This window comes from Radiobacillus sp. PE A8.2 (genome assembly GCF_045635475.1).
Taxonomy (GTDB): domain Bacteria; phylum Bacillota; class Bacilli; order Bacillales; family Amphibacillaceae; genus JBJGXI01.
The window spans coordinates 82,972-107,521 of the sequence record NZ_JBJGXI010000002.1 but is presented as its reverse complement, the minus strand read 5'-3'; the positions used below and the strand labels follow the sequence as shown (position 1 = coordinate 107,521).

Genomic DNA, 24,550 nt, shown 5'->3' with positions numbered 1-24,550 from the left:
TACGCGTGAGTACAACAATTGCGCAGAACAAAGGCTTCGGCGCTACTTTGTGGGATTATTTAACCACTGTCGATCATAAGAAAATAGCTATACTTTATTTGATTGGTGGAGGGTTCTTCTTCCTTCTTGGTGGGCTTGAAGCAATGGTGATTAGAATCCAGCTAATGTTCCCGTCGAATGACGTAGTTAGTGCGGGGTTTTATAATGAATTATTTACAATGCATGGAACAACAATGATCTTTTTTGCAGCCATGCCAATTATATTCGCATTCATGAATGCGGTCGTGCCATTACAAATTGGTGCACGAGATGTAGCATTTCCATTTTTAAATGCCCTTGGATTTTGGTTGTTTTTATTTGGTGGTATTTTAATGAACTGTAGTTGGTTCCTTGGAGGTGCACCTGATGCAGGGTGGACGGCATATGCACCACTATCAACGATTTCACCTGGACATGGGGTTGATTTTTACATACTCGGTCTTCAGATATCTGGTGCAGGTACACTAATGGGGGGAATTAATTTCCTTGTTACGATTGTTAACATGCGTGCTCCAGGTATGACTTATATGCGTATGCCATTATTTACCTGGACAGTATTTGTGACAAGTGCTTTAATATTATTTGCATTTCCAGCATTAACCGTTGGATTGTTCTTATTAATGTTTGACCGATTATTTGGTTCAGGATTCTTCGATGCAAATATGGGCGGTAACTCCGTAATCTGGGAGCATTTATTCTGGATTTTCGGGCACCCAGAAGTATATATTTTAATACTTCCGGCATTTGGAGTATTTAGTGATATACTTCCTACATTTTCTAAGAAACGCTTATTCGGTTATTCAGCAATGGTATTTGCGACTGTATTAATAGGTTTCTTAGGATTCATGGTTTGGGCTCACCACATGTTTACAGTTGGTTTAGGACCTGCTGCAAACTCAATCTTTGCTGTTGCAACAATGGCTATTGCTGTTCCAACAGGTATCAAAATATTTAACTGGTTGTTTACAATGTGGGGTGGTAGCATCCGAATTAATTCTGCAATGCTTTGGACGCTCGGTTTTATCCCTACATTTACAATTGGTGGAATGACTGGTGTCATGTTAGCCGCAGCTTCAGCAGATTATCAATACCATGATTCTTATTTCGTAGTTGCGCACTTCCACTATGTTATCGTTGGTGGTGTAGTATTCGGTCTTTTTGCTGCTTTACATTACTGGTGGCCGAAGATTTTTGGAACAATTCTTGATGAGAAATTAGGAAAAATATCGTTTTGGACATTTTTCTTTGGCTTCCATCTAACATTCTTTATCCAGCATTTCCTAGGACTTATGGGTATGCCGCGTAGGTACGCTGTTTTCTTAGATGGTCAACAATTAAATACAGGTAATATGATCAGTACCATTGGTGCCTTTTTAATGGCTGTCGGTGTGATAATTTTCTTCTACAATATTATTCGTACACAAGTAAAAGGAGAGAAAGTCGGCAATGACCCTTGGGATGGTCGTACTTTAGAGTGGTCAATTCCGTCACCGCCACCACACTATAACTTTAAACAAATACCTTTAGTTCGTGGTTTAGATCCGTTATGGATTGAAAAAATGGAAGGTAGAAAAGGAATGACACCATCTGAACCTGTTGATGATATTCACATGCCAAACGCTACAATATTACCTTTTGTAATGGGTGTTGGTTGGTTTATTGCTGGTTTCGGTTTTATTTATCAAACAGAAAACCTAGCGTGGTTATCACTTGTTTTCCTTGGTATGGGTATTGCTTTAGGGGCGATGTTTATCCGCTCAGTTAAAGATGATCATGGCCACCATATTCATAAAGAAGACCTTGATAAGGAGGCTGGATTGTAATGAGTGAACATACGTTAAAACCTGACGTAATGCCAGAAAATCCAGAAAAAGCCACTTTAGAAGGAAAAAATAAATTTCTAGGTTTTTGGTTTTTTCTTGGTGGAGAGACAGTACTTTTCGCTAGTCTATTTGGAACGTATCTTGCTTTAAAAGGTTCGAACATGCAGGATCCACCTGCAGAAGAACTGTTTAGCTTAGGTCTTGTATTCTTAATGACAATGTTATTATTGACAAGTTCCTTAACAAGTGTATATGCGATGTACCATATGAAAAATAATGATTTTTCTAAAATGCAGTTATGGTTAGGAATTACGGTTCTTTTAGGTCTAGGCTTTTTAGGATGTGAATTATATGAATTTTATCATTACATTCATGGAGAACATTTTACATTCCGATCATCTGCATTTGGCTCAGCATTTTACACATTAGTTGGCTTCCACGGAGGACACGTAGCATTCGGATTGTCTTGGATTATTGTACTAATGCTACGAAACGCTAAACGTGGATTAGACTTGTATAATGCACCTAAGTTTTATATTGCAAGTTTATATTGGCACTTTATTGACGTTGTATGGGTATTTATCTTCACAGTCGTATATCTGATGGGAAAGGTGGGGTAATCAATGGCAGAAAACACCACTAATACCAATACGGATTATCATAGACATAAGAAAAAGGAAGAAATGAAGCAGCAGGTTATTACGTTTGCTTTAATGATCGTATTTACCATTATTGCTTTTGCCATGGTAAATGCTCAGCTAGATAAATTGTTCGTTATACCTGTACTGCTTGTTCTAGCAGTTGTGCAAGTAGGTTTTCAACTTTACTATTTTATGCATATGAGCCATAAAGGACATGAAATGCCCGCTTTAATGATGTATGGTGGGGCAGCAGTAGCATTTTTGACTGTATTGACATTAGCTGTACTTATTTGGTGGTAATAAGAAAAGCTCTGAGCGCCGCCCGAGAAACGTAGCGACTGGAGCGAATCGACTGAGATATAGGAATCATGCCCATTCATATGGGTATGTCGACGTTGGACGACAAGTCCGCTTTTAGTCGACCTTCGATAAAACTTGAATCGATGATGACTTATCGTAGGTCGATTCGTGGAAATCGCCTAGTTTCTGGCGCTCGGTGCTAGACAACTGCGCAAATTTTATACTTTTCTATGATATAACAAAAGAGGTCGGAGGTAATCCTCAGACCTCTTTTCTTTTAAATGATGTGACTAAGTAGTCACTGATATTAATATGAGCGTTAAATGGAGTGAATAATTATGTGGACAGAACTACAAATATTTGGATTTCAAGCATTATGGAGTCCTTACTACTTAACATTTGTCGCAGCTCTAGGTGTTCTATACTTCTTTGTTATGTTTAGACGAAAATCGGAAGCTAAACCTACGATTAAGCAATGGACAAGCTTTTATCTTGGTTTAATCCTGTTGTATGTTATTAAAGGCTCTCCAGTTGACTTGCTTTCCCATATTATGTTCACGTCTCATATGGCGCAAATGGCACTTTATTATCTTGTTTTCCCAATTTTGATAATTAAAGGGATTCCGGTATGGTTTTGGTTAAGATTATTTTCCATTCCAATCTTAAAATCAATTTTAAAACTGTTAACAACACCGTTAATAGCATTAATAGTATTTAATGGACTATTTTCTATCTATCACATGCCTACCATATTTGATTTTACGAAAGCAAATCCACTGGCACATGCTATTATTTCTACAACCATATTAATAACAGCATTTTGTATGTGGTGGCCGGTCTTTACGCCAGTTAAGGAAATGGAGACATTATCTCCATTAATGAAAATTGGATATATCTTTGCAAATGGAGTACTGATCACACCAGCCTGTGCACTAATTATTTTTTCAAATCATTCGTTATATGCAACTTATAGTGAAACATCAGGTTGGATTGATGCCTTAGCTTTATGTGTTCCTGTGTCTGTGCTAAACGGACTTTCTTTGTCTGGTCCAGAGATGTTCTCACCAATACCAATAGTAGAGGATCAGCAACTGGGTGGGGTATTAATGAAAATCACTCAAGAGATCGTATATGGTGCTATTTTAGCAAAAGTGTTTTTTGAGTGGTTTAATAAAGAGAGTAAAAAGGTGGATCCTTTACCAGCGTCAGCTGAGCCGAGGGAGACGACCTAAGAATTCTAGAAAACGATGTATTCAATGAAAGGAAAGCTGCTGTATGCCTTTTTTACCAACTTTAAGCACTTTTTTCATATTTTTAAGTGCTGTTCTTGTTGCAATTGGATGGTATTTTGTATCTCAAAAAAAATATAAAGCACACAAAAAAACGATGATTAGTGCCGCCATTAGTGCGTTGCTATTTTTCATTATCTATTTATCACGTACAGTTTTTGTTGGAAATACCAGCTTTGGAGGACCAGATAACATTAAGCTATACTATACCATTTTCTTAATTTTTCACATCATATTAGCAACAGTTGGTGCTGGTTTTGGGATCATTACATTAGTTTTAGCATTTAAACGAAATATTAAAAAACACCGAAAAATAGGTCCAGTTACAAGCATTATTTGGTTTTTTACCGCTATTACAGGTGTCGCAGTTTATCTACTTTTGTACGTCATCTATGAAGGTGGAGGAACCACAAGTATGATTAAGGCGATTCTAGGTATTTGATTTATTAGGGATTATCTCTTTGACATAAGTTAAGAGATAGTCCCTCTACTTATTCTAGCTATTTTTTAAAGGGGATGCATAGGAATTGAAATTGTTTGGTCATCGAATTATGTTAAAGCCAATTGATCTTGATATGGCTAAAATGCTTGCAATTAACCCACTAGAATTCTTCACTTTGTATGAAATCCCATTAGATCATGATTGGCCATCAGTTGCTTTACAAGCATTATTACCTATGTATTCGGAGCGATTAGTACAAGACCCAAGTGAAATAGGATATGGCCCCTGGTTAATATTACATAAAGAAACAAATGAAATTCTTGGTGAAATCGGATTTAAGGGTAAATCCTCTAATCATGTTGTCGATATTGGCTATCAAATTGTTCCGCGAATGAGGCGAATTGGTTATGCTTCAGAAGCTGTTTATGTTTTATGTAATTGGGCTTTTGATCAAGGTATTGTGATGATCACGGCTAGCTGTGATAAATTTAATTACAACTCTCAGCGAGTGTTATTTCATAATAATTTTTTATTAGTTAGACAGGAGTATGACTTGTTGTATTATCATAAGCGGAGGGATATAAATGGATAAAATAGTCCATGTTCCAATGAATGATTACAACCAAGCGGTGCAATTAGGCGAATTAAGATGATGGAGAGTCAAACAATGCTAGGTAGCTACGAACAGGATTGTTTAGCAGTTAAATCGCATCTATGCCCATTTGCTTGTTAGTTAGGAGACCAAATAGTACCATTTGGTGGAATTGCAGGAGTAGTAACATGGCCAGAATACCGTAATAAAGGGCATGTAGAGCAATTAATTGTGCAATTATTACATGAGAACAACAAAAAGGGTATACATGGTCAATGCTACACCCGTTCTCTGTAGAGCTTTATCGTATGTTTAGTTGGGAATTGACAAATTATACATATAAATATGAATTTCTACCAACTGATATTGGTGTCAATAAGCGCAATAACCCCGGACCTTTACGAGTTGCTACTTAAAATGAAGGCAACGAATTACTTCATAAGCTACATACTAATAATGCAAGAAATTATAGTTTAACATACAGTTAAGAATTCCTCTTCTTTTCTTATTTTAAGAACAAACGTTCGTTTCGTTATGGTTTTATGAAGTTATAATATAAACTACAAAGGACAGTGGAGTCCTTTTACTGGTGAACTATAAATATGCCATTTATCCAACGGACGAACAAGTAAACAAATTAGAACACTGGATATCAATATCTGTCGCATGCAGTATAATTCTACCGTTCTCGATAAGCAACGTTGCTATAAAAAGCGAAAAACGAAATTATAGGCGAACAGTTATGTAAAAACAACAAATACGGGTTAAAAAGTCCATTCCAATGTTAAAAGAATTATCCTTACAGCCACTTCACCTAGAGAAAGGATTCTCAAATTTCTTCTATAAACAGTTATCATACCCGAAGCTGAAAAAACACAAAGATTAGCTTAGCCTTACCTTTACACAGTTTGGCATCTGCGAACTATACAACAATAAGAAGAAAACTTACCAGCCTGTTCGCAGAGCTGCATCCTTTACAAGTGATGGTAAACTCCTACTCTCTAAACTAGGTAAGGTAGATATCCTTATGCACAGGCACTTGAATGGGAAAGTAAAGCAATTGATCATTAAAAAACAGAGTCTCATGTGGTTTGTTTATTTTTTAATGTTGGTCGGCTTTCAGCTCTTATACGTAATAAACAACAATCTTTTAGAAACAGCCAAACAACAAAACGCACACCAGGTACGGTGCGCGTTTTGTGTTTAAAATTTAAATTTCCACTTAATAATTCCTGCTTCCTTAGCAGAGTTAAAGGCAATTAATAATATCGGACCCAAGATGAAACCTAAGATCCCAATTAGCTGTAAACCTAAGTACATGGCTATTAAAGTAGATAGAGGAGAAAGACCTATATGTTTACCCATTACTTTTGGTTCTACCGTTCTTCTAATAGCGAGTAATACGATAGCCAATATTGCAAGTTGTGCACCCATTGCAATATCACCCGTTATAAACATGTACAAGGACCATGGTCCTAAGATTACGATCGAACCGATGATTGGAATAAAATCGATAATCCAAATTATTAGTGACATAATAATTGCATACTCAGGTGTTATATACAGTAAACCTAATAGAGATACGATAAAGATAATTATACTTACTAGAAATTGAGCTTTTAGAAATCCTAGAATAACATAGGACAGTCGTGCGTTCATAAATTGTACTTTTTCCGCTGTAGTTTCAGTAAGATGTTCATAAAATTTTGTTTTTAGTTTTGGTAATTCTAGCATAAACAAAAATAAAGAGATTAAATAAACAAGCAGACTCACTAGGTATTGAGGGACTTTTCCAACGGCAGAAGCAATCTTTTCAAGTTGGAATTCTTCCTTAACAGTTTCACCTAAACCATCAACCGATTTTTTGACGCCGTCTTTAACCTCTTTTACAAACTCTACAGGTAGGTCTTGTGCAAGATGGTCAATATCTGTTTCCCACTCAACAACCTTGTCTCTAATTTGATTCACATATGAAGGAGTATTCTCTGCAATATTCACAACCAATGTTACAGCTCTAGTAACGGTATACGTTCCTAATATACTAATAAGTAGCAAGAAGGCAATAAATACGATAATAACAGCTACTTTTCTATTTGATTTAAAACGTAGTTGCATCCATCGAATTACAGGGTTTAACATTAATGATGTAAAAAAAGCTATAATTAATGGTATCGAAACCGGTAATATAAAGTAACCTACAATTATAGCGAGTATAGCTAATAAAATAAGTATCCAGTGGCGTTTTGACAAGTATCGAAACAATTTAAATGCGAATCTCCTTTCCTAGTGACGAGAGTCTAATGAAAATATAGCACGAGTTTTCAAATTTGAATAGATGTTAGATATAAAAAAATTATGTACTGTGAATAGCAGTTGAGCGTTTGATAAAAAGGCTGTTAATTTAAATAAATCAACAGCCTAGTAATGGTTATTTTTTATTTTTATCAATTTCTTCTTTTGCTTTTGATAAAAGTGTTTTTGCTCGATCAACAACACTTTCTGGAAAGTTTTCCTGTTCTCCATACTCTAGCCCGTGAGGATAATAGTGCTTTCCTAATAAAGGGGTAGTTAATTGCAGTACTGCATTCCCTCGATCTACGTCACCTTCAAGAGCATAGGCCTGAATTCGAACATAGTATGTAATGTTTTTTTCAACAGCGCCGATTTTATAGTCATATGTAACACGTTCATAATCCCATTGACCAGCTCGAACAAAAGCTATTTTATCCATTAGATGGTCTAAAGGTTTTAAATCAACTACTGCACCTTCAATTCCAGTATTTTCTATTTTCATTAATTCCACCTCACAAATATGTAAATAACCTATACTAATAATAGTACGAAAAGCAACAAGTTGCAATGGATACAGTTCTACATAAGAAAATTTATCTAAAAATCTTTATTCGTTATCTTTCTAATGCAAGATATTTATAAACTAGGTAAGAATAAAAATGAATGGAAGAACCATCAAATTCATTAAAGGAGGACCACTATGAAATCAGTAAAAGAGATTATGTCCACAGATATTACTTATTGCACTGCAGAGACCCAAGTTTCAGAAGTTGCAAAAAAAATGAAAGATCGAAACATTGGTGCAATTCCAATCTGTGGATCAAATCAAGAATTATTGGGAATGGTTACTGATAGGGACCTTGTAATTCGTGGTTATGCAAATGATAAAACTGGAACTAGTAAAGTAAAAGAAGTGATGAGTGATCAGTTAGTGTCGGCAACACCTGATACAACTGTACAAGAAGCAAGCAGCATGATGGCGGAGCACCAAATTCGTCGTCTACCAATCGTGGATAGAGGAGAATTGGTTGGTGTTGTATCACTTGGTGATTTAGCAATAGATTATAAATCAAATGAAGCAGCAGGACATGCTTTAGAAGAAATATCAGAAAGACCTGAACTACATTAAAATAAGAGGAACAAGTAGCAATCTATTTTTGAACGAAGTATGGAAGTATATTAACCATACTTCGTTTTTTTTGCTAAATTTCAGTAGTATTTACATTATTTATACATAATCAATTTAGAAATAAATTATAATGTAAGAGAGTATGATAAAGGAGATATTAATATGAGGGGATTAAGAGCATTTATTATCATAGCACTCGTCATAGGCGGGTTATTTTATTACATGCAAAATAATTTGCAAACAGAAAATGCATTTTCTAATGTGGAGGATAATGTTTTACCCAAGGAATTAAGCATTGATATTAAAGCATTGCCTGTAAAGAAGACAGTCATATCTGGACTTAATGGAGAATTATATAATTGGATTGGAAAAGATACTAGTTTTCTAGTAGAGGAACTTGGAGAACCAGTAAGAAAAGATTTAAGTTCATATAATTACGTTTGGTGGATCTATACAGACCGCGCGGAAAAGGTAATTCAATTTGGTGTTGAGGATAATCAGGTCGTTACGATTTACGCTACTGGGAGTGAGTTGGATACGGAACCTATTGAAATTGGACAGTCTTATGAGACAGTCAACGAATTATTAGATTTTCAAGAAGAAATTTCATTTAACAAAGGACTTCAATCTTATCGTTTTCTGCTAACTGCAGAAGATTTATCAATGAGACCTGCTGTTCAAATCTCAGACGATGTATTTATTCAATGTTATTTTGATACGTTTACTGAAAAATTGTCTTCTATCCGACTTGTTTCTGCAGATGTTTTACTATTGCAAAGACCTTATGAAATTTTTTATCGAGGAGATTTACCTGAAACCCCAATTTTGTCTGAGCAGGAGTGGGATACTATACAGGTTGGGATGGAACAACAAATATATGATATAACTAATATAATTCGGCATCGATTTAATGAACCAAGTCTTGATTGGGATCAAGAAGTTGCGGAAGTTGCCTTTATGCATAGTAAAGATATGGAAGAAAACAATTATTTCTCTCATTACACCTTGGATGGTGAAGGATTAAAAGAAAGACTAACTACGGATGAAATTTATTACTTAGCAGCAGGAGAAAATATAGCTGCACAGTATACAGATGGGCCTGCCGCTGTCGAAGGCTGGTTAAATAGTGAAGGGCATCGTGAAGCACTTCTTAAAGGGGAATATACCCACTTAGGTGTAGGGGTATATCGTTATTACTACACACAAAACTTCTTACAAAAACCATAATTACAAAACCTCATATACTCGTAGAAGTAACCGATATAAGAAACATACAATCAATATTGTCACGTTGTATTGGGCTTTGTCATAAAATATTGGTGACATCGTAGAATTGAGGTGACTAAAGTTGGCTGATAAAGAACTACATCCGTCGATACGTGAATTTAAAACATTCGTGAAAAATCATCCTGGTTTAATAAAGGATGTTAAACAAAATGGTGGACATTGGCAGACATATTATGAAAAGTGGGTATTACTTGGAGAAGATGATCCTAGTTGGGAAAAATTCAAAAATAATAGCGCTGATCATGAAGGAGACACATCTAATGGATCAGAAACTAAAAAAGATAATAAGGAAATTATGAATCAAGTAATGAAAATGATGGAAAATGTAGATTTAAATAAAGTAGAAGGACATATTAATCAGTTAAATGGTGCAATTACGAATATTCAATCATTAATTGGTCAATTTCGTGATGTCAAAAAACAATTGCCAAATAAACGACAGAATAGTGGTCCTTTTCCTATGAGTAAAGATTAAGGAGGTTATTTAATTGCAACCATCAATTAATCAATACTTGCAAGAGAGAGAGGATTTGCGCCGCTTTATTCGTTCTAATCCAGAATGGTATCGCTACCTTTCTCGGAATCCAGATCACATTACAGCGATGGAAAAAGAAGCAAAAGTTTTTTATGGCAAGACTGTTAACCAAAGAATCGATAAGCTGTCAAGTCAAGTGCAGCTTGTATCGATGTTAATACAAATGGCAGGCTCGATGAAGGATTAATGGCCTGCCTCTTTTAAATTCGGAGGATTCTTGGTATGATAAGTAATGTGGAGGTGGATAAACAAACATGATAGCCACATTAGAGATTGTTGATATAATAGATCGGTCAGAATATATAGGACAAATGATTCTGCAATCAGATGTCATGGAACAATATAATTTAGAAAGACAAGCCTTAAAGGATGACAAGGAAGCTCAAAGGCTAATTAATGCTTTTATTACCGTAAAAGAACAATATGAAGAAGTTCAACGTTTCGGTAGATATCATCCCGATTTTAATTCGATTATGAAGAATATTCGTTCGACAAAAAGAGATATGGATATGAATGAAAAAGTAGCCAGCTTTAAAATTGCTGAACGTAACCTTCAAACATTATTAGATGACGTAAGTGAAATAGTAGCACGTAGCGCTAGTGAGCAAGTGAAAGTACCTAAGGATGGCGCGATACTCACAGATAGTAGTTGTGGTTGCGGTTCCGGAGGCGGCTGTGGCTGTAAGGCATCTTAATCAAGAGATTACAAAATATAGATAAGAGTGAGGACCAATATATGAGAGTAAAGCGACAAGGACTTGTTGTATGGTTTCAACACATGAAAAACGTTAAGCAAATACGACGTTATGGTCATGTCATATATGTAGCCAAAGATGCTCGTTATGCTGTTCTTTATGTGAATCAGGATGAAGTTGAAGATAAACAATTAAGACTAAGAAAACTACCTTTTGTATCTAAAGTGGAAGAGTCGTATAAGCCATTTGTACGAACAAATTTTGAAAACGCGAAAGCAGACAGGGCAAAAGAATACGATTATAAAATGGGTATTTAAAAGTAGAACGCATGATTTTTCCTCACTTAGATTATAAAAAGTGCAAGCGCCCGTTTACCAACGTACGGAGGTGAGGGAAGTCTCGCTAGTTGGTGGTCGCTGTAGCTAGACACTTGTACAAATTTATATGCTTTCTTATCTTACAAAAAAAAGCCTGCAGATAATTCTGCAGGCCCTTTTTGCCTTCAAAAGAAAACAAAAAGGCAAAGGGAGAGGAGAAACCGGAGGAAGAACTTATGGGGAAACGTAAGCCTTCTCCGTGTTCGTGAGGCAACTAATAGGATTGTTAGCTGCTTCACTATGTTATTATGTACGATGAAACTAAATTTATACATTGCTAGATGATTTCTTTATCATCGTATTTTATGATAGGATAAATGCGTATCTAATAGGAAGAGGTGCCTATATGAGAGTAATTTCAGGTGTACATAAAGGGCGGCCAATTAAACCAGTTCCCAATCAGTTAACTAGACCAACAACAGACAAGGTAAAAGAAGCATTATTCCAAATGATTGGTCCTTATTTTAATGGGGGCAGTTGTTTGGATCTTTTTGCAGGTAGTGGTTCTTTAGGAATCGAGGCGCTTAGCAGAGGTATGGAGCAAGCCATTTTTGTAGACAAGCAACCTAAAGCTGTTAAAATCATTCATGAAAACCTGCAATTGCTTCATTTAGAAAATCAGTCAGAGGTGTTTTGTACAGATGGTTTTCGTGCCATTAAAGCGGCAGCAAAAAGAGGGCTTACATTTGATTTGATCTTTTTGGACCCGCCATATCACAAAATTTCTTATGAGAAATTACTGGATCAGCTAGCTGAAAATCAATTGTTGTCAGAAAAAGGTATCATCGTGTGTGAGCATGACGCAAACATGTCTCTACCATCTAGTTACATAAGTTACGAAAAAATGAAGTCAGCAACATATGCAAATAGCACGACAATAACACTGTTTGCTAGAAAGGAGTTGTAAACATGACTAGACTTGCTATTTGTCCGGGAAGCTTTGATCCTGTGACATATGGACACCTAGATATTATCCAAAGAGGAGCAAAAGTGTTCGATCAAGTTATTGTTGCTGTTTTTAATAATCAGTCAAAAGCACCACTGTTTTCTGTAGATGAACGTGTTCATCTCTTAGAGGCTGTAACGGATGATTTAGACAATGTAACGGTTGACTCTTGTTCTGGACTGTTAATGGATTATGCTAGTGATATGAACGCACAAGTAATTTTAAGAGGTTTACGAGCTGTTTCCGATTTTGAATATGAACTACAAATTACTTCAATGAATAGAAAATTGAATGAAGAAATTGAGACATTTTTTATGATGACTAATAATCAATATTCATTTTTGAGTTCAAGTATGGTAAAAGAAGTGGCTAAATACCATGCAAATGTCTCCGACCTGGTTCCTGATATTGTCGAAAAGGCGCTAAAACAAAAATTTAAACAATCATAAATCACTATCAATCCCTTGGCAAATCAATAGTACTTATTGCCAAGGGATTTCTATTAATAATGTGTTAATGTGCTGTCGAATTACCAAAGATTCGATTGTATAATATCACAATGGTGATTAGCAGTGAAAGAAGTGTAATGATGGGACCAATCGTCTGCAATAAAGTCCAAGCGTCAAAAAGCGCTGAGCTGTCTTTCTGAGAAAAAACGGGTATGATCTGCTTACCAACTACTTGCTGGTCTAGGTATAATGGTTTAAATAGGACAATTGTTAATACACTCGCGAAAATACCATGTAAAATCCGCGCGAAAAAATAAGGCGCAAAACGTATATCTGTTTCAGCAATAATGCTAGCTACTTGGGCTTGCACAGAAAAGCCGTTAAATGCAAGTATAAAGCTGACCGCGATTGCTAGAGGTAAAACATCTGTGATCGATACTTGTGCAATCATTTGGGCACCTTGTGTAATCTCAAACATCCCCGAAAAGATAGGTAATGCCAATTCAGATGGAATACCAATTATTTGTAGAAAACCAGATAAAAAGCTAGCGATGATCCCTGAGATTCCAGCCAAATATAATAATTTTGTAAACACAGAAAACATAATAATAAATCCGCCTATCATCAATAGTGTTTGTACAGAATTTACTACAGAGTCTCCTAAAACCTTACCAAATGCTCTCCTATCCTTTAAACGTGTCCGGTGCATTTCTTGGAACGCTTTGTACACACTAAACTTTTCTTTTTGTCTATTTATTTTTGCTGTACGCTGTTCTCTTCCATAAAATCGCATGCATATCCCTACTAAAGTATTACTTACGTAGTGACAAACAGCTAATAATATCCCGAGTTTTGGATTATTAAAAAAACCAACTGATACGGCAGCTATAATGAACAATGGGTTTGATGCATTCGTAAAGGATACGAGTCGCTCTGCTTCAATTCGAGTTAGTTGATTCTCTTGTCTAAGTCTAGTGGTAATCTTAGCACCTGATGGATAACCGCTTGCCATCCCCATTGCCCATACAAAGCTACCAACACCAGGAACATTAAATACAGGTCTCATGATTGGTTCAAACAATACACCGATAAATCGGACAACACCAAAACCAATAAGCAGTTCGGCAGTGATGAAAAATGGGAGTAGTGAGGGAAATACTGTTCCCCACCACATATCAATGCCATTTTTACTCGCTTCCAATGCTTCTTTAGGGTGTTGAATAATAGCGATGGCAATAAATAATGCGCCACCAGCTAGAATCAATGATTTTATTTTTGGATTCAACGTTGTGGCCTCCTAGCTGATACATTTCTGTACTTATTACTTATGTCATTGTAAAATAGGCGTAGCTCCTTTTAGAAGAGGTTCTTTAAAAAGCACCAAAACCTCCGTACGAGCGCTCAAAAAGGTCCCACAGGTGTTACCATGCAAAGTGGTGGTGTTTGCCTGTATCTTTAATACCAGAACAACCTGTGCTTTTCCTTGTACAAGCAAGTCTCTATCAATATACGCACATAGTTGTTTTTTTTATGCCATATTATAAATAAAAACGTAATTTTAAGGGGAGAAAATTTCGTGAGACGACCCAAAATAGGATTAGCTTTAGGATCTGGAGGAGCAAGAGGTTTTGCGCATGCAGGCGTACTGAAAGTGTTTGAAGAAAATAATATACCGATTGATTTAATAGCAGGAAGTAGTATGGGATCGTTAGTGGGATCATTGTATGGTGCTGGTCAAAAGGTGGATGGATTATACCAGTTGGCTAAAACATTTAAAAGAAAATATTTCTTAGATTTCACAGTTCCTAAAATGGGTTTTATTCAAGGAGAAAGAATTAAAGAGTATATCCGTTTGTTTACATTTCACAAAAGTATAGAACAATTTGATATTCCTGTAGGTATAGTAGCAACTAATTTATATAGCGGTAAGAAAAAAGTTTTCTTTGATGGTTCACCTGCTAAGGCTGTAAGAGCGAGTATATCTATTCCAGGTGTGTTCGTTCCGGAAAACATCGATGGTGAACTATACGTAGACGGGGGTGTCATCGATCGTGTTCCTGTTTCGGTAGCCAGAGATATGGGTGCTGACATTGTTATTGCTATTGATTGTTCTCATTTTACTTATAACAGAGAAATTAACTCGATCTATGATGTGATGCTTCAGAGCATCGATATTATGCAAGATGAACTAGTAAGTCATATTGGTCTTCATGCTGATGTTATGTTAAAACCAAACGTATCAAGCTATAGCGCTCGCGCATTCACGAATATATTGGACATTATTGCTGAGGGTGAGAAAGAGGCCGAAAGCAAAATAAATGCCATCAATGACTGCATCAACAGCTGGAAGGAGAAAAACAATGAAACTTAATCGGAAATATTTTATTCCGTCAATTATTATACTTGTGCTAATTACATTTTTAGTAGGGTACCGACTCCCTTATTATATATATAAACCAGGGGGAGCAGATGCACTAAATCCTATTGTTACAGTAAATGATGGCTTTACAAGCGAAGGGGACATGCATTTAGTAACAGTTAGTGGCATTACTGCAACGCCATTTTCTTACCTCTGGGCTTCGATCCGACCATATCAGGAAATAACGCCTATTGAGAATGTTTTTCCAGAAGGGATATCAAAGGATGCATATTTTAGATTACAGTTACAAATGATGGAAGGTTCACAAGAAGCATCAAAGGTCGTAGCTTATCAAGCTGCAAATAAAACAATTGATATTCAGTATATAGGTGTTTATGTTGTTGCTGTAGTAGAAGGAATGCCAGCTGAAGGGATATTGCAACCTGGTGATAAAATAACTAAACTAGATAACGTAGAAATTCAAAATACAAATGACTTAATGGATTATGTTGGTGGCAAGGCAGCAGGTGATACAATTCAACTTACAATTGAACGTGAGGGGAACGAACAAATAGAAGAAATTACACTACAAAAGTTTCCGGGAGAAACAAAAAAGGTAGGCATAGGAATTAGCTTAGTAACGGATCGAGAAGTGACGGTTGATCCACCTGTTAATTTTTCTAGTGGACAAATTGGTGGGCCAAGTGCAGGTCTAATGTTTTCTTTAGAAATTTATGATCAGCTTACAGAAGAAGATCTAACAAAAGGCTACCAGATAGCTGGTACAGGTGAAATTGATTATGATGGAAATGTAAATAGAATTGGTGGTATCGACAAAAAAGTGATTGCTGCAAATAATGAAGGCTGTGAAATTTTCTTTGCTCCAAATGAAGGTGGTGCAGCAAATTCTAACTATCAGATTGCTAAGCAGACTGCAGAAGATATTGGCAGTAGCATAAAGGTAGTACCAATTGATACTTTTGATCAGGCGCTAGATTATCTAAAACAGTTAGAACCAAAAGCATAAGAACAAAAGCGGTGATACCGGATAGTCGTGGCTTAATTTGTGTGCTTAAAAAAAGATGTAAGCTCCAGTTACGTGGGAGCTTACATCTTTTTATTTGCTTATATCAATCAATCGTGGAACAATTTCTTGCTTGCGTAATGGGATACGACTGGTTGGATGAATAATACTATAATATGTATCAGAAGCCTTTTCTTCTATCCTCATTAGAGGATGTGTGTCCTTCTTTAATCCTGTTAACAAGGGTATAGATAGCTGCTTTTTTTGCTGATGCAGAAAAGATCTCCCATTGTTATTCATAGCTAATATTCGGATGTAGGGGATTGTAATATTTGAAATCCAAGGCGAAATTTCCTGTTTTGTTGTATTCGTTAAAATATTTGCGAAAACACGTTGTAATCGGGTCCAAGTATATCGTTTTGTTTTAAGTTCATGCATCCATGATTCAAAATCAACTGCTCCTAATGCTGTCCGTTTAATGCGATACTCGAGACCTTCTTCTACGCCATGAATCCCTTGTAATTCTGCTTCGGTCATCGTATTTACACGGTACTGAAGAAAATGAAAATAACTAGACCATTGGTGCCAGTGGTGTGCATTTTGTTTGTAGGTTAGTAGTTGCTTTTGTGTAGAAATTGGTAATGATGCCCTAACCTTATTTGTTAACTCACTGCGATCTAGTAACTCCTTACGTATACTTGTTGCACTTGCAATCCTATGGTCAATTTCAGTATCATGATAGTCATTTTTAATTCTCTTAATTGTAGTTGGTTGTATAGCAAGCTGATGATTGTAAATACTTTTTGTATAGCTAAAACCAAGAATGTTGTTAGGTTTTGATAGATCAACTTCACCATCAGTAAGCCCAATAGATTGATATGCTTTTCGACTTGCTTCTGGAAAAGATAATCCTTCCGCTAATTGTCTTTTTAATTCTTCTTGAAAATCAGTTTGCTTTTGATCTAAGGTTTGTACCGCGCTTGTAAATCCATGTATGTTACCATTTTCGCTTCCAAAACATACCGAAGACACACCTAGGGCGTCTAGTATTTTTGTTGCACCTTCCGCAAATATGTCACTATGCTGTACGGCATATGCATAAGGTAACTCAACTACCAAATCAATTCCCGCCTCCATAGCTGCTTGTGCGCGATGGAATTTGTCAATAATAGCTGGTTCACCACGTTGGAGAAAGTTTCCACTCATAACAGCGATCATACAATCTGCAGACGTAATTGTCTTAGATTGCTGTAGATGATGAAGGTGACCGTAATGAAATGGGTTATATTCAACAATTAGTCCACAGGCTTTCATCATTTAACATCCCTTTTATAATTTAGATGATTTTAAAGAATAGCTGGTTATACTAATCCATCTAACGCATAATATGGACTGCTATTCATACCCATATATTAGCACAATTACGAAGCGACTCCAAAAACAATTTGGTAGGTGTGGATATTGCTTATTGGATAAAATTTATGTTAGGATATAAAACATCACACGTATAAAGAATAAATAAGTTACTGTAAAGAAAAAATATTGACAAAACAATGATTTCCTTTTAAAATAACCTTTGTTGCCTTGAGGTGAAAACAATGAAGTTTCCTGTGCAAAAATTTAAAATTAGTGGGTCTGAACCAGTAAAATTTGAAGAAGATGTAGACGTCTCTGAAATCAAAGATATGAACAATGATATACGTAGTATTGAACCTGTTCATGTAAAAGGATTTGCAACTATGCAAGGAAATGAAATAACATTTCATTTTACCATTGATGGTACCATGACCTTGCCGTGTGCAAGAACATTGGTTGACGTCAATTATCCCTTTCACATTGATACGAGAGAAATTTACTCTACTTCACCGTATTACAAGGTTGAAGATGACTCAGAAATTCATCCTGTAGATGGAGAAATGCTTGACTTAACTCCATATATAAAGGAAAATGTTTTATTGGAAGTTCCTTTTCGTGTGTTTTCTGATGACGAAAAAGCGCAAGAAAATGCAATCACAAAAGGAGAAGGCTGGGAATTAAAATCCGAACACAAAACGGAGAAAAAAATAGATCCACGCCTACAAAAATTGCAATCATTATTAGATGATAACGATAAATAGCAAAATCGTTTAGGTAAAGTTTATTAACTCTGCCTTTACCTAGGATTTTCGTTTCGTGTATGAAGGAGGTGTAAGACATGGCAGTACCTAAGCAAAGAACTTCTAAAAAAGTTAAAAATCAACGTCGTACGCACAAGAAGTTACATGTACCTGGCATGATTGAATGTTCAAATTGTGGTGAATCAACAAAACCTCACCATGTTTGTAAATCTTGTGGACAATATGACGGAAAACAAGTGGTTGATCAATAATAAATTAACTCGTATAACGGGTCTGTAAAAGAGTCATTTAGCCAATCTGCTAGATGACTCTTTTTCCTATGTATTTAAGAATGTATTGCTTTCTTGATACCATTTTATAACACGTTTGCATTTAAAAATATTTATAAAAATAGAAAAGATTTATTCTATCACCCCTATTGTTTGCATACATTGATAGCAAACGATGTAACAAGGAGGGGTGGAATGAATAGCACTAGACAAGATGCATGGAGTCAAGATGAAGATGTGTTATTAGCAGAAACGGTATTACGCTATATAAGAGAAGGGAAGACGCAATTAGAGGCCTTTAAAGAGGTAGGGAAACGATTATCGCGTACGCCTGCTGCATGCGGATTTCGTTGGAATGCCTCAGTTAGAAAGCAATATCAAAAAGCAATTGTTATGGCTAAAAAAGATAGAAAACAGCAAATGGATTCCATAGATAGTGTTTCAATTGTCGAGGATTCTAATAACGATGGAACACTTGATGCTGCTATATCATTATTAGAAAGAATGAAGTTAGATAATTATGAAAAGAGCTCATCAACTGTAGATTTTAAAATTCAACAGTTAACAGAGGAAATGGAAGAGTTGAAGAAAAAGCTACAAAATCATGAAAAAGCGTGGAAAGAAATGAGCCACGTTTGGAACTTAATTGAGTCGTCAGACCGTCAAAAAACAATTATAGATTAAAAAACAGAAGTAACCCTTGCGAATCATAAGATCAGCAAGGGTTTTATTTGTGTTTATAAAAAACTGAATTTTATACCATTCACGGGAACAAATAGTTGTCTGCATTTACTGCTGTAATCTATTCCTCAAATTTATTCGCTTCTATAAAGCGTCATCCTTTTAAAAACATACATAGTACAACTATAATAGAAAACAGAAAAAGTTAAGCTTGTAAATTCAATAGGTATCTGATCAAAACGGGAGTGAAGTATGTGAAAATAGGTGTAATAGGGGGAGGGGCTGTAGGATTATTAATTAGTAGCCTCTTAGCCGACCAAGGCCATCAAGTAACTATTTATGTTAGAAGACAAGACCAAAAACATATGATCAACAAAATTGGAATCGAGTTTTTATCTAGTCCTGATATTTTTCAAGTACGTGCGATGTTGATTGATGAATTACAACAAGAGGATTTTATCTTTATATGTGTAAAATATTATCAAATCGAGCAGATATTGACTGTCTTAAAAAATAGTAGCAGCACATTAATATTCATTCAAAATGGTATGGGACATATCGATCTTATTAACAAGATGGATTTCGCATCAACAATCATTGTAGGGACCTTTGAGCATGGAGCGCTAAAAGTGAATGATTATAGTGTAATTCACACAGGAAAAGGAAAACTTAATATTGCATTATTAAGTGGCAACGAGTTAGTTCTGAGTTCTACTTATAAAGCGATAGATAGTCTGTCGTTCCCGGTTGAAATCGAACAAAATTGGCATGTAATGCTCAGCGAAAAGCTAGTAATTAATGCTGTTATTAATCCTCTAACGGCACTTTTTCAAGTGAAGAATGGTGAGATACTAACGAATCCCCATGTAGTTGCACTAGGCAAACAACTGTGTAAAGAAGCCGCAAGCGTGTTACAATTAAATGCGGAGAAGCAGTGGAGAAGAGTAATAGGAATAGCTGGCAATACAAACGAAAATGAGTCGTCTATGAAAATGGATTTAAAAAATAATCAACTAACCGAAATTGAGGGTATATCAGGATATCTGTTAAAACATGCTAGCGTTGACATTCCTTATACTCGGTTTGTTTATCAGAGCATCAAAGCACTGGAGTGCTATCGGGAAAGAGAAGACAAAGATGGTTAATCTAATAGCGCTTTCTGTTACGATACCGATTATAATTACTATTGCAATTTATTTTATAGCTATTAAATACAAGAGCACTAGGCGGAACGCTATACATATAGCAGTTGATTACACGGTTCCGTTATACATACTGGCCGTAGCAACACTATCCTAAACCTTACCTGAAAAATCTTTAATAAGGTTGATTTGTCTAACTTGTTTATTGGTAATTAGTGGTGTTGCATTTGTGCAATGGAAGGCGCATGGAAAAATAGTTATTCCATTATTTTTAAAACGCGCTTGGCGTTTTGTATTTCTCTTATTTTCATTTTCTTTATATCGTTCTTTTTTTGTTCGGGTTTACTAAATCCATTTTCACTGCTTGAACAGAACATGTGAAATTAAACGAATTTTTCTGTAAAATATGATTAAAACTAATTTTGAAACAAAGGAGCACTATTGCATGTGGATCGAATCCATTCAATTAAATACATTTAATCGATTAATTAGTGATTATAGAAATCAAAACGACCTTATTTTAAATAAATTTGATTACCCACCTTATGATGAAAATTCCTTTCCGAAGCGACTAGCCGAACTAAATGAAAGAGATTTTCAACGAGAAGCACTATCAAATTTACTACTACAAGTGAATAGAGAGTGGAATGCTCCGGAATCAACGTTGCATAATATTGAACGCATACAGGATAGTAGAAGTGTTGTGGTCATTGGTGGTCAACAAGCGGGTCTATTAACCGGACCGCTTTATACAATCCATAAAATTGTATCTATTATACAATTAGCGAAGGCAAAAGAAGCACAGTTAGGAATACCGGTTATTCCTGTTTTTTGGATTGCTGGTGAAGATCACGATTTCGACGAAATTAATCACATTATGTTAGAGATGCAATCTCGTATGAAAAAATTTAAAACGCTTCAACGAGTACATAGTAAAATGTCGATGTCAGATTTTTTTATTGATAAAGATATAACAAGACAATGGATGGAACGCGTATTTGAACAACTAAATGAAACGCAACACACGGCATCTATTCATGAGAAATTTTCTAAGATTATAGAAACATCGGATACATTTGTGGATTTCTTTGCTAATCTTATATTTTATCTGTTTGACCAAGAAGGATTAGTACTCGTTGATTCTGGTGATAAACGCTTGAGAAAGTTGGAAAGCAGTTATTTTAAACAAATGATTGAACATCAACCGGCTATAAGTGAAGGGGTATACAAATCATCTCAACAAGTGAAACAATCTGGATATAATATTTCGCTTGAAGTATTGCCAGAGGAGGGGCATCTATTTTATCATCTAGACGGAGCAAGAGTTTTGCTGACTAAAGACGAGGAAGGCAACTGGGTTGGTAAACAGAATGAATGTGTGTTTACATCTGAAGAACTATTAGATATTGCATCGAACCATCCAGAGCTTCTTAGCAATAATGTTGTTACCCGTCCAATCATGCAAGACCTGGTTTTTCCAACTTTAGCCTTTCTAGGAGGTCCGGGTGAAGTTGGTTATTGGTCGATATTAAAACCAGGTTTTCATGCCTTGAATTTGAAGATGCCACCAGTATTGCCGCGATTATCTTTAACAATAATCAATCGCAACGTAGAAAAAAGTCTTCATAAATATGGACTTGATCCTAGTCAAGTAGTATGCGATGGTGTCGATTTACAACGTAGTCAATGGTTAGCCAATCAAACTACACCACCGATTGAACGACTAGCTGATCAAGTGAAACTATCAATTGAAAGAGCACATCTGCCAATGAAGCAATTGGCTAAGGACCTGCGTCCAGATTTAGGAGAGGTTGCGGAGAAAAATTTAATTTATCTTTTTCGGGATGTCGATTTCTTACAAGATAAATTGTTACAAGCATTAGAAGAAAAACATGGTAAAGCATTATCTGAATTCGATACGCTTTCCGTGATGATGCGCCCAGAAGGTGGATTACAAGAAAGGTATTGGAATATTCTTCCGTTTATTAATCAATATGGGAAAGATATAGTGAAGGGTATTTTAGATCAATCTTATGCTTTTGATCAAGAACATTACCTACTATATATATAATTCACCACAACCCCCCACCATTTAGGTGGAGATAATGATCTACATCTTCAAATAAGCTTATCGGCTATGCTGATAGGCTTTTTTGTGTTTTTTAAAAAATGAAAAAAGAGCAGTAGCCATAAGATTATAGATAATTTCAAATATTGGTGGTGAAAGGTGGGGGGTTGTGGTAAAATTGTTTAAGAAAGTGGGGGGCGGTCTCTATGTTCATGGGCGAATTCCAACATAATATTGATCAAAAAGGTCGCATCATTGTCCCAGCCAAATTTCGTGAAGGCTTAGGCGATAATTTTGTTGTGACTAGAGGACTTGATCAATGTTTATTTGCCTACCCAATGAGTGAATGGAGACTCCTAGAGGAAAAGTTAAAGAAGCTCCCCGTAACTAAAAAAGATGCCCGTGCTTTTACACGTTTCTTCTTTTCAGGTGCAATTGAATGTGAAGTGGATAAACAGGGAAGAATAAATATTCCACAACCATTAAGGAAGTATGCAAACCTTGATAAAGAATGCGTGGTTATTGGGATATCCAATCGTATTGAATTCTGGGATAACAAGCATTGGGAAACATATTTTGAAGAATCTGAAGAATCTTTTGCGGAAATTGCAGAAAATATGATGGACTTCGATATATAAAATGAAACAACAATCGATGCAAAAGCGGGTGATTTCATGTTTGAACATTATACGGTATTAAAACAAGAAGCGGTAGATGGATTACATATAAAACCGAACGGAGTATACGTAGACTGTACGCTCGGAGGTGGAGGGCATTCAGAAATGGTTGTCCGACAACTTTCCCAATCAGGAAAGTTGATTGCCTTTGATCAAGATATGCGTGCGATTGAAGCAGCGAAGCAACGGCTGGCTGAATATAATGATCGAACTGTCTATATTCACTCCAATTTTAGATATTTAAAAGAACAACTACTAGAAAAAGGAATTACCGAAGTAGATGGAATCTTATTTGATTTGGGTGTCTCTTCTCCGCAATTGGATCAGATTGAAAGAGGGTTTACTTACCAGCATGATGCTCCTTTAGATATGCGTATGAATCAGACAGCTGATGTGACGGCATATGACGTAATAAATCATTGGACATACGAAAAGCTAGTAAGAATTTTCTTTCAATATGGTGAAGAGAAATTTTCGAAGCAAATCGCCAGAAAAATTGAAGAAGCAAGAGCGAAGAAACCAATAGAAACTACTTATGAGTTAGTGGAAATTATAAAAGATGCAATTCCTGCCCCTGCAAGACGTAAGGGTGGGCATCCTGCTAAACGAATATTTCAGGCAATACGAATCGCTGTTAATGATGAATTAAATGCTTTTTATGATGTACTACACCAAGCAGCGGAATTAGTGTCGGTTGGTGGAAGAATCTCTATCATCACGTTCCATTCCTTAGAAGACAGGCTATGTAAGCAAGCATTTAAGAAGTGGAGTACCATTCCTCCATTACCCAAAAACATACCAGTGATACCAGAGGAAAGTAAGCCTCCTTTTAAATTAATAAACAGAAAACCAATTTTGCCTAATGAACAGGAAATTGAGGCTAATAGAAGATCACGTTCAGCAAAATTAAGAATCGCAGAAAAAATTAAACCATGGGATGACAAATTTATCTATCAGGAGAGGTGGAATAAATCATGAGTGCAGAGCATGCAAGAAATTGGCAACAGTCTTGGGAGGAAACAAAAACAAATCCTACGAGAAGTACTAAACCTAAACGACAAGTCCAAGTTAAGGTTCATAAAAAGGCGTGGATTACTGTCGGGGAGAAAGTCCTTTATTCCACATTTGCGGTAGCGATGGTAGTAGCTTTGTTTTTTGCAGTTTCGTTTAGCGCTTCTGCCGATAGTTTAAATCGCGATGTACAAAACTTAGAACAACAAGTAAAACAGCAACAGGAATTAAATGCCAACTTAGAATACAAAGTTCAGGATTTAAGTAACCCTGAGAGAATTTTAAGAATTGCTGAAGAAAATGGCTTGAAGATTCAAAATTCAAAAGTGAAGCAGGCGAGTGAAATTTCGAATTAAGGGCGGATAA

The 24,550-nt window shown here is 35.9% G+C and carries 30 protein-coding genes and 1 pseudogene; 27 read left to right on the top strand and 4 right to left on the bottom strand.

Going from position 1 to position 24,550, the window contains the following annotated elements:
• Positions 1 to 5 precede the first annotated feature (5 nt).
• From ctaD to ACI6MV_RS01760, 8 genes are all read left to right on the top strand, one after another.
• A complete protein-coding gene (gene ctaD, locus ACI6MV_RS01795) occupies positions 6 to 1,862 on the top strand; it encodes a cytochrome c oxidase subunit I (RefSeq protein ID WP_407268121.1) in 1,857 nt (618 codons plus the stop codon).
• The gene (locus tag ACI6MV_RS01790; RefSeq protein WP_407268118.1) at positions 1,862 to 2,482 is read left to right on the top strand and encodes a cytochrome (ubi)quinol oxidase subunit III; all 621 of its coding nucleotides are present in this window, start codon (positions 1,862 to 1,864) and stop codon (positions 2,480 to 2,482) included. The genes ctaD and ACI6MV_RS01790 overlap by 1 nt, the downstream gene beginning before the upstream one ends.
• A 3-nt stretch (positions 2,483 to 2,485) precedes the next feature.
• Positions 2,486 to 2,803: a cytochrome c oxidase subunit IVB gene (gene ctaF, locus ACI6MV_RS01785; protein WP_407268115.1), complete on the top strand. Its 318-nt coding sequence runs from the start codon at positions 2,486 to 2,488 to the stop codon at positions 2,801 to 2,803.
• A 338-nt stretch (positions 2,804 to 3,141) separates the two neighbouring features.
• Complete coding sequence (ctaG, locus tag ACI6MV_RS01780; protein ID WP_407268113.1) at positions 3,142 to 4,035, top strand: cytochrome c oxidase assembly factor CtaG; 894 nt, start codon at positions 3,142 to 3,144, stop codon at positions 4,033 to 4,035.
• Positions 4,036 to 4,078: 43 nt separating this feature from the next.
• Entirely contained in the window at positions 4,079 to 4,534 is a 456-nt protein-coding gene (locus ACI6MV_RS01775; protein WP_407268111.1) for a DUF420 domain-containing protein, read from the top strand.
• 85 nt (positions 4,535 to 4,619) lie between these two features.
• Positions 4,620 to 5,126 carry a GNAT family N-acetyltransferase gene (locus ACI6MV_RS01770; protein ID WP_407268110.1) on the top strand — a complete coding sequence of 169 codons (507 nt, stop codon included), beginning with the start codon at positions 4,620 to 4,622 and terminating at the stop codon, positions 5,124 to 5,126.
• A 153-nt stretch (positions 5,127 to 5,279) separates the two neighbouring features.
• A complete protein-coding gene (locus ACI6MV_RS01765) occupies positions 5,280 to 5,423 on the top strand; it encodes a GNAT family N-acetyltransferase (protein ID WP_407268224.1) in 144 nt (47 codons plus the stop codon).
• Between the two features lie 292 nt (positions 5,424 to 5,715).
• The gene (locus ACI6MV_RS01760) at positions 5,716 to 5,874 is read left to right on the top strand and encodes a helix-turn-helix domain-containing protein (RefSeq protein WP_407268109.1); all 159 of its coding nucleotides are present in this window, start codon (positions 5,716 to 5,718) and stop codon (positions 5,872 to 5,874) included.
• A 455-nt stretch (positions 5,875 to 6,329) separates the two neighbouring features.
• Here the strand turns inward: ACI6MV_RS01760 and ytvI are convergent, their stop codons facing one another.
• Together ytvI and ACI6MV_RS01750 are read right to left on the bottom strand one after the other, a co-directional pair.
• On the bottom strand, positions 6,330 to 7,388 hold the full coding sequence (gene ytvI, locus ACI6MV_RS01755; RefSeq protein ID WP_407268108.1) for a sporulation integral membrane protein YtvI: 1,059 nt from the start codon (positions 7,386 to 7,388) through the stop codon (positions 6,330 to 6,332).
• Positions 7,389 to 7,554: 166 nt separating this feature from the next.
• A complete protein-coding gene (locus ACI6MV_RS01750) occupies positions 7,555 to 7,920 on the bottom strand; it encodes a YugN family protein (RefSeq protein WP_407268107.1) in 366 nt (121 codons plus the stop codon).
• Between the two features lie 198 nt (positions 7,921 to 8,118).
• Between ACI6MV_RS01750 and ACI6MV_RS01745 the strand changes: the two genes are divergently transcribed.
• From ACI6MV_RS01745 to coaD, 8 genes are all read left to right on the top strand, one after another.
• Positions 8,119 to 8,547 carry a CBS domain-containing protein gene (locus tag ACI6MV_RS01745; RefSeq protein ID WP_407268106.1) on the top strand — a complete coding sequence of 143 codons (429 nt, stop codon included), beginning with the start codon at positions 8,119 to 8,121 and terminating at the stop codon, positions 8,545 to 8,547.
• 162 nt (positions 8,548 to 8,709) lie between these two features.
• Positions 8,710 to 9,774, top strand: a complete 1,065-nt coding sequence (locus tag ACI6MV_RS01740; RefSeq protein ID WP_407268105.1) for a CAP domain-containing protein — start codon at positions 8,710 to 8,712, stop codon at positions 9,772 to 9,774.
• A gap of 121 nt (positions 9,775 to 9,895) precedes the next feature.
• Positions 9,896 to 10,309, top strand: coding sequence for a YlbD family protein (ylbD, locus tag ACI6MV_RS01735; RefSeq protein ID WP_407268103.1), 414 nt, complete (start codon positions 9,896 to 9,898; stop codon positions 10,307 to 10,309).
• A 13-nt stretch (positions 10,310 to 10,322) separates the two neighbouring features.
• A complete protein-coding gene (locus tag ACI6MV_RS01730; protein ID WP_407268101.1) occupies positions 10,323 to 10,556 on the top strand; it encodes a YlbE-like family protein in 234 nt (77 codons plus the stop codon).
• A 67-nt stretch (positions 10,557 to 10,623) separates the two neighbouring features.
• Positions 10,624 to 11,064, top strand: coding sequence for a YlbF/YmcA family competence regulator (locus ACI6MV_RS01725; protein ID WP_407268098.1), 441 nt, complete (start codon positions 10,624 to 10,626; stop codon positions 11,062 to 11,064).
• Between the two features lie 41 nt (positions 11,065 to 11,105).
• On the top strand, positions 11,106 to 11,381 hold the full coding sequence (locus tag ACI6MV_RS01720) for a YlbG family protein (RefSeq protein WP_407268096.1): 276 nt from the start codon (positions 11,106 to 11,108) through the stop codon (positions 11,379 to 11,381).
• A gap of 406 nt (positions 11,382 to 11,787) precedes the next feature.
• Positions 11,788 to 12,348, top strand: coding sequence for a 16S rRNA (guanine(966)-N(2))-methyltransferase RsmD (gene rsmD / locus ACI6MV_RS01715; RefSeq protein ID WP_407268095.1), 561 nt, complete (start codon positions 11,788 to 11,790; stop codon positions 12,346 to 12,348).
• A gap of 2 nt (positions 12,349 to 12,350) precedes the next feature.
• Positions 12,351 to 12,836 (top strand): pantetheine-phosphate adenylyltransferase, encoded by a 486-nt coding sequence (gene coaD / locus ACI6MV_RS01710; RefSeq protein ID WP_407268094.1) that lies wholly within the window; start codon positions 12,351 to 12,353, stop codon positions 12,834 to 12,836.
• Positions 12,837 to 12,900: 64 nt separating this feature from the next.
• On the opposite strand, the gene ylbJ is transcribed toward coaD, so the two are convergent.
• Complete coding sequence (ylbJ, locus tag ACI6MV_RS01705; protein WP_407268093.1) at positions 12,901 to 14,121, bottom strand: sporulation integral membrane protein YlbJ; 1,221 nt, start codon at positions 14,119 to 14,121, stop codon at positions 12,901 to 12,903.
• Positions 14,122 to 14,412: 291 nt separating this feature from the next.
• Between ylbJ and ACI6MV_RS01700 the strand changes: the two genes are divergently transcribed.
• A complete protein-coding gene (locus ACI6MV_RS01700) occupies positions 14,413 to 15,207 on the top strand; it encodes a patatin-like phospholipase family protein (RefSeq protein WP_407268092.1) in 795 nt (264 codons plus the stop codon).
• Complete coding sequence (locus ACI6MV_RS01695) at positions 15,164 to 16,222, top strand: SepM family pheromone-processing serine protease (RefSeq protein WP_407268091.1); 1,059 nt, start codon at positions 15,164 to 15,166, stop codon at positions 16,220 to 16,222. The genes ACI6MV_RS01700 and ACI6MV_RS01695 overlap by 44 nt, the downstream gene beginning before the upstream one ends.
• 90 nt (positions 16,223 to 16,312) lie before the next feature.
• On the opposite strand, the gene ACI6MV_RS01690 is transcribed toward ACI6MV_RS01695, so the two are convergent.
• On the bottom strand, positions 16,313 to 17,533 hold the full coding sequence (locus ACI6MV_RS01690; RefSeq protein ID WP_407268089.1) for a nucleotidyltransferase: 1,221 nt from the start codon (positions 17,531 to 17,533) through the stop codon (positions 16,313 to 16,315).
• 284 nt (positions 17,534 to 17,817) lie between these two features.
• On the opposite strand from ACI6MV_RS01690, the gene ACI6MV_RS01685 reads away from it, so the two are divergent.
• The 9 genes and pseudogenes from ACI6MV_RS01685 to ftsL all read left to right on the top strand — a co-directional run bounded on the left by ACI6MV_RS01685 (position 17,818) and on the right by ftsL (position 24,540).
• Positions 17,818 to 18,336 (top strand): YceD family protein, encoded by a 519-nt coding sequence (locus tag ACI6MV_RS01685; protein ID WP_407268088.1) that lies wholly within the window; start codon positions 17,818 to 17,820, stop codon positions 18,334 to 18,336.
• A gap of 77 nt (positions 18,337 to 18,413) precedes the next feature.
• Positions 18,414 to 18,587, top strand: coding sequence for a 50S ribosomal protein L32 (gene rpmF / locus ACI6MV_RS01680; protein ID WP_407268087.1), 174 nt, complete (start codon positions 18,414 to 18,416; stop codon positions 18,585 to 18,587).
• Positions 18,588 to 18,800: 213 nt separating this feature from the next.
• Positions 18,801 to 19,289, top strand: a complete 489-nt coding sequence (locus tag ACI6MV_RS01675; protein WP_407268085.1) for an RsfA family transcriptional regulator — start codon at positions 18,801 to 18,803, stop codon at positions 19,287 to 19,289.
• Positions 19,290 to 19,540: 251 nt separating this feature from the next.
• Positions 19,541 to 20,431, top strand: coding sequence for a 2-dehydropantoate 2-reductase (locus ACI6MV_RS01670; protein WP_407268084.1), 891 nt, complete (start codon positions 19,541 to 19,543; stop codon positions 20,429 to 20,431).
• Positions 20,340 to 20,777 (top strand): annotated as a pseudogene (locus tag ACI6MV_RS01665) (DUF3397 family protein). The gene ACI6MV_RS01670 and the pseudogene ACI6MV_RS01665 overlap by 92 nt, the downstream one beginning before the upstream one ends.
• A gap of 96 nt (positions 20,778 to 20,873) precedes the next feature.
• Positions 20,874 to 22,499 (top strand): bacillithiol biosynthesis cysteine-adding enzyme BshC, encoded by a 1,626-nt coding sequence (bshC, locus tag ACI6MV_RS01660; RefSeq protein WP_407268083.1) that lies wholly within the window; start codon positions 20,874 to 20,876, stop codon positions 22,497 to 22,499.
• Positions 22,500 to 22,702: 203 nt separating this feature from the next.
• Positions 22,703 to 23,134 (top strand): division/cell wall cluster transcriptional repressor MraZ, encoded by a 432-nt coding sequence (mraZ, locus tag ACI6MV_RS01655; protein ID WP_407268082.1) that lies wholly within the window; start codon positions 22,703 to 22,705, stop codon positions 23,132 to 23,134.
• A gap of 36 nt (positions 23,135 to 23,170) precedes the next feature.
• Positions 23,171 to 24,151 carry a 16S rRNA (cytosine(1402)-N(4))-methyltransferase RsmH gene (gene rsmH / locus ACI6MV_RS01650; RefSeq protein ID WP_407268081.1) on the top strand — a complete coding sequence of 327 codons (981 nt, stop codon included), beginning with the start codon at positions 23,171 to 23,173 and terminating at the stop codon, positions 24,149 to 24,151.
• Positions 24,148 to 24,540, top strand: a complete 393-nt coding sequence (gene ftsL / locus ACI6MV_RS01645; RefSeq protein ID WP_407268079.1) for a cell division protein FtsL — start codon at positions 24,148 to 24,150, stop codon at positions 24,538 to 24,540. The genes rsmH and ftsL overlap by 4 nt, the downstream gene beginning before the upstream one ends.
• The last annotated feature ends 10 nt before the right edge of the window (positions 24,541 to 24,550 follow it).

What these genes read in the sequence shown, in the direction of transcription:
- ACI6MV_RS01790 (WP_407268118.1), top strand. Translation starts at nt 1,862, where the DNA reads ATGAGTGAACATACGTTAAAACCTGACGTAATGCCAGAAAATCCAGAA.
- ctaF (WP_407268115.1), top strand. Translation starts at nt 2,486, where the DNA reads ATGGCAGAAAACACCACTAATACCAATACGGATTATCATAGACATAAG.
- ctaG (WP_407268113.1), top strand. Translation starts at nt 3,142, where the DNA reads ATGTGGACAGAACTACAAATATTTGGATTTCAAGCATTATGGAGTCCT.
- ACI6MV_RS01775 (WP_407268111.1), top strand. Translation starts at nt 4,079, where the DNA reads ATGCCTTTTTTACCAACTTTAAGCACTTTTTTCATATTTTTAAGTGCT.
- ACI6MV_RS01750 (WP_407268107.1), bottom strand. Translation starts at nt 7,920, where the DNA reads ATGAAAATAGAAAATACTGGAATTGAAGGTGCAGTAGTTGATTTAAAA.
- ACI6MV_RS01745 (WP_407268106.1), top strand. Translation starts at nt 8,119, where the DNA reads ATGAAATCAGTAAAAGAGATTATGTCCACAGATATTACTTATTGCACT.
- ACI6MV_RS01740 (WP_407268105.1), top strand. Translation starts at nt 8,710, where the DNA reads ATGAGGGGATTAAGAGCATTTATTATCATAGCACTCGTCATAGGCGGG.
- ACI6MV_RS01725 (WP_407268098.1), top strand. Translation starts at nt 10,624, where the DNA reads ATGATAGCCACATTAGAGATTGTTGATATAATAGATCGGTCAGAATAT.
- ACI6MV_RS01720 (WP_407268096.1), top strand. Translation starts at nt 11,106, where the DNA reads ATGAGAGTAAAGCGACAAGGACTTGTTGTATGGTTTCAACACATGAAA.
- rsmD (WP_407268095.1), top strand. Translation starts at nt 11,788, where the DNA reads ATGAGAGTAATTTCAGGTGTACATAAAGGGCGGCCAATTAAACCAGTT.
- coaD (WP_407268094.1), top strand. Translation starts at nt 12,351, where the DNA reads ATGACTAGACTTGCTATTTGTCCGGGAAGCTTTGATCCTGTGACATAT.
- ACI6MV_RS01695 (WP_407268091.1), top strand. Translation starts at nt 15,164, where the DNA reads ATGACTGCATCAACAGCTGGAAGGAGAAAAACAATGAAACTTAATCGG.
- ACI6MV_RS01690 (WP_407268089.1), bottom strand. Translation starts at nt 17,533, where the DNA reads ATGAAAGCCTGTGGACTAATTGTTGAATATAACCCATTTCATTACGGT.
- ACI6MV_RS01685 (WP_407268088.1), top strand. Translation starts at nt 17,818, where the DNA reads ATGAAGTTTCCTGTGCAAAAATTTAAAATTAGTGGGTCTGAACCAGTA.
- rpmF (WP_407268087.1), top strand. Translation starts at nt 18,414, where the DNA reads ATGGCAGTACCTAAGCAAAGAACTTCTAAAAAAGTTAAAAATCAACGT.
- ACI6MV_RS01675 (WP_407268085.1), top strand. Translation starts at nt 18,801, where the DNA reads ATGAATAGCACTAGACAAGATGCATGGAGTCAAGATGAAGATGTGTTA.
- bshC (WP_407268083.1), top strand. Translation starts at nt 20,874, where the DNA reads ATGTGGATCGAATCCATTCAATTAAATACATTTAATCGATTAATTAGT.
- mraZ (WP_407268082.1), top strand. Translation starts at nt 22,703, where the DNA reads ATGTTCATGGGCGAATTCCAACATAATATTGATCAAAAAGGTCGCATC.
- rsmH (WP_407268081.1), top strand. Translation starts at nt 23,171, where the DNA reads ATGTTTGAACATTATACGGTATTAAAACAAGAAGCGGTAGATGGATTA.
- ftsL (WP_407268079.1), top strand. Translation starts at nt 24,148, where the DNA reads ATGAGTGCAGAGCATGCAAGAAATTGGCAACAGTCTTGGGAGGAAACA.